Below are 6,267 nucleotides of genomic sequence, written 5' to 3'. Positions count from 1 at the left end.
GCTGGTTGTTGTGGGGTTTGGTTGCGGGGCGCACCCGCCCCCCCCGGCGGCCAACCCCCCCACCCCGGGGTTGGGGCCCCCGCCCAACCCCGCTGGCGCGCGGCGCCCTCCTCGGCCCTCCCCCGCATGGCGGGGGAAGGGGGTCGATCCGTCAGTTGTCCACTGGAGTTCCCCCGATGGCGCTCTCCGCCCTCGCGCTCTGCTCGCGCGCGCTGCTCAAGATCGGCGCGGCGACGATTGCGTCCTTCGACGAAGGCACCGCCGAGGCCGAGGTCGCCGCCAATCTCTACCCCTCGGTGCGCGACGCGCTGCTCTCGGCCTATCCGTGGAGCTTCGCCACGGCCCAGGCTTCCCTGCCGCGACTCGTTGCCCCGCCGATGGCCGACTACGCACACGCCTTCCAGCTCCCGCCAGACCACCTGCGCGCGCTCTCCGCCGGGCGCGCCGGGCAGGGCCGCGGCGTGCCCTACCGCATCGCCGAGAACCGGCTGCATGCCGATCCGGCCGAAATCGTGCTCACCTACATCTTCCGCCCGCCTGAGCAGTCCTTCCCGCCGTTCTTCGACGGCGCGCTGATCGCCCGGCTCGCCGCCGAGTTCGTCATCCCGCTGACCGAGAACACGTCCCGCGCCGAGCTGATGTTCAAGCTCGCAGAGGCGGAGTTCCGTGCTGCGCGCCTGACCGACAGCCAGCAGGACACCCCGCTCGCGGTGCAGGACTTCTCGCTGATCGGAGCGCGCGGCTGAGATGTCCGCGATCCGTCGGATCAAGACCAGCTTCGCCGCCGGCGAGCTCTCCGCGGAGTTGCTCGGGCGGGCGGATCTGCGCGCCTACGAGAACGGCGCGGCGCGGCTCGCCAACGTGTTCATCCTGCCCACGGGCGGGCTGCGCCGGCGCCCAGGGCTGCGCCATCTTGCAACGCTGCCCGGCCCCGCACGCCTGATCGCCTTCGAGTTCTCCACGGAGCAGACCTACCTGCTGGTGCTCACCGACCGGCGGCTCGGCGTCTATCGCGAGGACGCCGAGGTCGCGTCCATCGCCACGCCCTGGACCGAAGTGCAGCTCGGGCAGCTCAGCTGGACCCAGAGCGCCGATACGCTGCTGATCGCGCACCCGGATGTTCGTCCGCAGCGGATCACGCGCACCAGCCACACCGCCTGGACGATCACGCCCTGGAGCTTCGATGCCGAGCCGTTCTACCGCTTCGCCGCGCGCGGGGTGACACTCGCCGCCTCCGGCACCAGCGGGGCGGTGACGCTCACGGCCTCGGCCCCGGTGTTCCAGACCGGCCATGCTGGCACGACGGTCCGCATCCAGGGCAGGCGCGTCACTGTCAACGCGGTGACTGGCGTGAGCACGGCCACGGCCACCGTGCTCGAGACGCTCGACGGCACCAGTGCGACCTCGGTGTGGGACGAGGCCGCGTTCTCTGGAGTGCGGGGGTGGCCGGTCAGTCTCTGCTTCCACCAGGACCGGCTGGTGATCGGCGGCTCGCGGGACCTGCCGAACCGGCTTTGGCTGTCGCGCACCGGCACGCTGTTTGACTTTGATCTCGGCGAAGGTCTGGACGATCAGGCGATCGAATTCGCGTTGGTGTCCGACCAGGTGAACGCCATTCGCGCGGTGTTCTCGGGGCGGCACCTGCAGGTGTTCACCTCGGGCGCGGAGTGGATGGTCAGCGGCGATCCGTTGACGCCGGGCAGCATTCAGCTCAACCGCCAGACCCGCGTCGGCTCACCGGTCGAACGGACCATGCCGCCGGTCGATGTCGATGGCGCGACCGTGTTCGTCAGCCGCTCGGGCCGTTCGGTGCACGAGTTCGCCTATACCGATGTCGAGCAGGCCTACCAGGCGGCCGACCTCGCGGTGCTGGCGCGGCACATCGTCGAGACGCCTGCCGCGATGGCCTATGACCAGACCCGGCGGCTGCTCCACCTGGTGATGGCGGACGGCCGGATGGCGACGCTGACCCTTTTCCGGGCCGAGCAGGTCACGGCCTGGACGCGCCAGGAGACGGACGGCGCGCTCCGCACCGTCGGTGAGGTAGACGGCAGGGTGTTCGTCGTGGTGGAGCGCGACGGCACGCACCGGCTGGAGCGGTTCGACGACTCGCTCGGCGTGGACGCCGCCGTGACCGGCAGCCATCCGACCGGTGCGACCACCTGGTCCGGCCTCGACCATCTCGCGGGGCGCAGCGTCCTCGTGGTTGCCGACGGGGCCCTGCGCGGCGCGCAGACCGTCACCAGCGGTGCCATCACCACCGATCCACCGGCACGCACGGTCCAGGCCGGACTGGCCTTCCGCCACACGATCGAGCCGCTGCCGCCGGAGCTGCTGACCCAGTACGGCGGGCGCATCGGCCCCGTGCGGCTCGTCTCGGTCACGTTCCGGGTGCTCGAGACGGCCGCGCTCGCGGTCGATCTCGGTCGCGGGCCGGAGGCGGTGCCGCTGCGCCGGCTGGGCGCGCTGCTGCTCGACGCCGCACCGCCGACCTTCACCGGCGACAAGACCATCCGTGCCCTCGGCTGGCGACGCGACACGACGCGGCCACTCTGGCGCATCGAGGGCGATTCACCGCTGCCGATGACACTCCTGTCTGTCACCACCGAGATGAGGCTGAACACCTGATGGCACAGCTCGTTCCCGTCGCATCGCTCCTCACCGGCGTGGTCGGACTCGTCGGCGCACAGAAGCAGGCGCAGGCGCAGCGCCGTCAGCAGGAGGATCTCCAGGCCAACCGCGAAGCCCAGCTGCGCCTCGCCAACGAGGAGTCCACGCGGCAGCGCCGCGCGGTGCTCGCGCGCACCATCGCCTCGACGCGTGCCCGGCTCGCCGCAGGCGGTGTGCCTGCCGACGAGGGCTCCGGTGCGGCGCTGCTGTCCAGCCTCGAGGACGAGGGGCAGATGCGCGAGGCCGCGGACGACCGGCAGTTCGCCCTGCGCATCGCTGCGGGACGGCGCAGCCTGCTCGACGAACAGCTCAACCTGACCCCCTTCATCCGTGTCGGCTCGCAGCTCGCGACGGGGTTCTCCTCGAGCTTCCGTTCCCTGCTCAACCTCTGACGGACCCCAACATGGCCGAGCACATCGTCATCGGCGACGTCACGCCCCGCGTGCAGTACGTCGCCTCGGGCGCGCAGAGCGCCTTCACCTTCCCGTTTCCCATCTTCAAGGCGGGCGATCTCGAGGTGTTCGTGAACGGCGAGCGCCAGACGGGCGGGTTCACGGTCACCGGCGCGGGGCAGTCCGCCGGCGGGACAGCGACCTTCACGGCCCCACCCCCTGCCGGCGCCATCGTCACGCTGCGCCGCCGGCTGGCGCTCCAGCGGGTGAGCGACTTCCAGGAGAACGGCGAGCTCCGCGCGCGCGTGCTGAACGACGAGCTCGACTACCAGGCTGCGGCACTGCAGCAGGTCGCAGACGATCTCAGCCGCGCGTTGCAGTTCGGACCGACCGACGCGGGCGTCGCGCCGGTGCTGCCGGTGCGTGCCGCGCGCGCCTCGCGCCTGCTCGGCTTCGACGCCGCGGGCGACGTGCAGCTCTATCCGGCCGAGACCGGAACGAGCCAGGGCCTGTTCCGCCAGGATGGCGCCGGTGCGATGCCGCGCACCATGCAGGACAAGTTCACCGAGGCGCTCTCGGTCGCCGATTTCGGCGCCGCCGGCGACGGCGCGGTAGATGACACGGATGCGATCCAGGCCGCATTCGACGCCGGCGGCGCGCTCGGCCGGACCGTGCTGATCCCGGACGGGACCTGGCGCATCACGCGCGGCGTGGTGCTGCCGGGCGGTGCCACCGGGCTGGTCATGCGCGGCCGTCTGCTCGCCGAGCCGCTCCAGCCCGGACCCGCTCTGACCCTTGGCGACGGCGGCGCGGTGCGCAACGGCGAGAAGCTCTACTGGGGCATCAAGGTCCAGCGCGCGAGCCTGTCGGACTGGCTCGACGAGCGCGACATCGGCGTCGTCGTGCGCAACGTCGATGTGAGCCTGATTCACATCGCCGAGGCGCGCAACTTCACCATCGGCGTGCAGACACTCGGCGACGAGCGGGGCGTCGAGGACAGCACCTTCATCCTCGACCGGCTGGTCGACAACCGGATCGGACTCGACATCCGCTGCCGCACCGCCGCGGGGTGGAACGTCTCGGTACGCTACTACGGCGGACATTTCGCCGTCAGCTCATCGACCTGGCCCACTCTGGACCGGTTCGGCGTCCGCCTTTCAACCGAGCCCGGCGCCTATCGCGCGCACAACCGCCACGTCTTCGATGCGCCGAACTTCGAGCTGCGCCAGCAGGGCGCGACCGCAGCGATCCCGTTTCTGGTCGAGGTGGACAGCCGCGCGGTGATCGCGCGCGACATGCGCATGGAGGGCTGCTCGCCGATCGTCGCGCGCCACCTCGGCAACGCGCAGGACCATCTCTATGACGTCGCCTGGGCGAGCCAGGGCTACCTGCTCGACGTCGAGTACGACGCTGGCGTGACGCGCACGGGCGCAGTGCTGCGCACGCGCCACCAATCGGCCGCCCATGTCGAGGCGACGCGGCTGATCGGCAGCGTGCCGAACCTCCGCGCCGCCTCGTTCCGCTGGACCGCGGGCCAGACAGGCTTCGACCAGCTCGCCTGCGTCAGCACGAACGTCTCCGGCTCGCCCGCGCAGATCGCCGACTTCGCCTTCCCCGGCCTCTCCGGCTACACGCCCACGGAGCGGGGCATCACCATGACCGCCTCGCGCGGCCTCGGCTTCGTCGTGGACACGCGGGCCTGTCGCGACATCGCGCTCGCGGTCGATGCGGATACACCGCGGCTGTTCGTGCAGTGCTTCGACGCGGCCGGCACGCTGCTCACCAACTCCACCGGGATGATGGCGCGCGCCTCGGGTCAGACACTCGCATGGAACGCGGCCGCGCGGTGGTGGCAGGGCTCGGCCGACATGACCGATGCGAGCCTGACCCGGCTGCAGGCGATCCGCCTTGCGCCGCAGGTGGCAACGGCCATCATCGGCATCTGCCGGGTCGACCAGGACTACGAGGCGCGCGCGCTCCGGCTCTACTGCGAGCCGCGGCATGCGCCAGCGCTCCTGTATGGTCTGCCGGGCCTGCCGCACGGCAGCCGCGACCTGATCGCCGAGGCGGCCTGGGACCCGCCGAGCATCGCCGCCGGCGCGACGACGCAGTTCAACATGACCGTGACGGGCGCGAGCCCGGGCGATCTCGTCGAGGCGTCGTTCTCGGTCGCAACCACGGCAATCCTGTTCCTCGGCACAGTCGGCGCAGCGAACACCGTGACGGTCGTGGCCTGGAACCGCGCCGGTTCCGCCATCGACCTCGGGGGAGGCACGCTCCGGGTCCGCGTGACCAAGGCGTGAGCAGGCTCAAGGGCCTGGTCGCGACGCAGGTCGATCAGGCCATCGAGCGCGCGATCGCGTCCTACCACGCCTTCGCCAAGGACGAGCCGACCAGCACCGATCCGAAGGAGTTCGCCGCACACCACGCCGCGTGCAAGGCCGCGCTCGCGCATCTCGATCTGCTCCTGAAGATCGCGCGGATCACCGAAACTCCCGCCCCGGGCACCACCGATGCGCCCGATGAACGCTTCGGGCTGGTCGCCCTGGCGCGCGAGGCGGTCGGCGGGCCGCCGGATGAGGAGGAGGAATGAACGAACCCATCGAGATCCGCTTTCCCGAATTCGTCTGGATCTGGAACCGGCTCAACAATCACACGACCCCAGCGCATCACCTCCGGATCGCGCGCTGGCTCGGTCATGCGTGGCGCCGCAACGAGACCCGGCTGCTGCTGATGTGTTTCCGCGGCGCCGGCAAATCGACGGTGGTCGGGCTCTACTGCGCCTGGCTGCTCGCCAATCGGCCCGATCTGCGCCTGATGGTGCTGTCGGCGGAACAGTCGCTCGCGACCCGTATGGTGCGCAACGTGCGCCAGATCATCCGCCGCCATCCGTTCTGCCGACACCTCCATCCGCGTCACGGCGGCGAGTGGGCCTCCGACCGGTTCACGGTGAACCGGCCCGGCACCTCGCGCGATCCCTCGATGATCGCGCGCGGCATCGGCGGCAACATCACCGGCAGCCGCGCCGAGGTGGTGATCTGCGACGACATCGAGGTGCCAGGCAACAGCGACACCGCGGACAAGCGTGCCGAGTTGCGCGCGCGGCTCGCCGAGATCGAGTACATCCTGGTGCCGGGCGGCACGCTGCTCTACATCGGCACGCCGCATACGCCGGACACGATCTACCAGACCGAGAGCAAGCCTG

General features: G+C 70.9%; 6 protein-coding genes. All 6 read left to right on the top strand.

Annotation, left to right across the window (positions count from 1 at the left end; genetic code table 11):
* The first annotated feature begins 176 nt into the window (after positions 1 to 176).
* On the top strand, positions 177 to 746 hold the full coding sequence (locus ACTIFU_RS14545) for a hypothetical protein (protein ID WP_439579037.1): 570 nt from the start codon (positions 177 to 179) through the stop codon (positions 744 to 746).
* 1 nt (position 747) lies between these two features.
* A complete protein-coding gene (locus ACTIFU_RS14540) occupies positions 748 to 2,628 on the top strand; it encodes a hypothetical protein (RefSeq protein WP_439579036.1) in 1,881 nt (626 codons plus the stop codon).
* Positions 2,628 to 3,062 carry a hypothetical protein gene (locus tag ACTIFU_RS14535; protein ID WP_439579035.1) on the top strand — a complete coding sequence of 145 codons (435 nt, stop codon included), beginning with the start codon at positions 2,628 to 2,630 and terminating at the stop codon, positions 3,060 to 3,062. Before ACTIFU_RS14540 ends, ACTIFU_RS14535 begins: the two co-directional genes overlap by 1 nt.
* 11 nt (positions 3,063 to 3,073) lie before the next feature.
* Positions 3,074 to 5,365: a glycosyl hydrolase family 28-related protein gene (locus tag ACTIFU_RS14530; RefSeq protein ID WP_439579034.1), complete on the top strand. Its 2,292-nt coding sequence runs from the start codon at positions 3,074 to 3,076 to the stop codon at positions 5,363 to 5,365.
* Positions 5,362 to 5,655 carry a hypothetical protein gene (locus ACTIFU_RS14525; protein ID WP_439579033.1) on the top strand — a complete coding sequence of 98 codons (294 nt, stop codon included), beginning with the start codon at positions 5,362 to 5,364 and terminating at the stop codon, positions 5,653 to 5,655. The genes ACTIFU_RS14530 and ACTIFU_RS14525 overlap by 4 nt, the downstream gene beginning before the upstream one ends.
* Positions 5,652 to 6,267: phage terminase large subunit (gene terL / locus ACTIFU_RS14520; RefSeq protein ID WP_439579032.1), on the top strand; the 616-nt coding region annotated here is incomplete at its 3' end. The genes ACTIFU_RS14525 and terL, both read left to right, overlap by 4 nt.

It is taken from the genome of Elioraea sp., assembly GCF_051860475.1.
GTDB lineage: Bacteria > Pseudomonadota > Alphaproteobacteria > Acetobacterales > Acetobacteraceae > Elioraea.
This window is presented reverse-complemented; position numbering and strand designations above follow the sequence as displayed.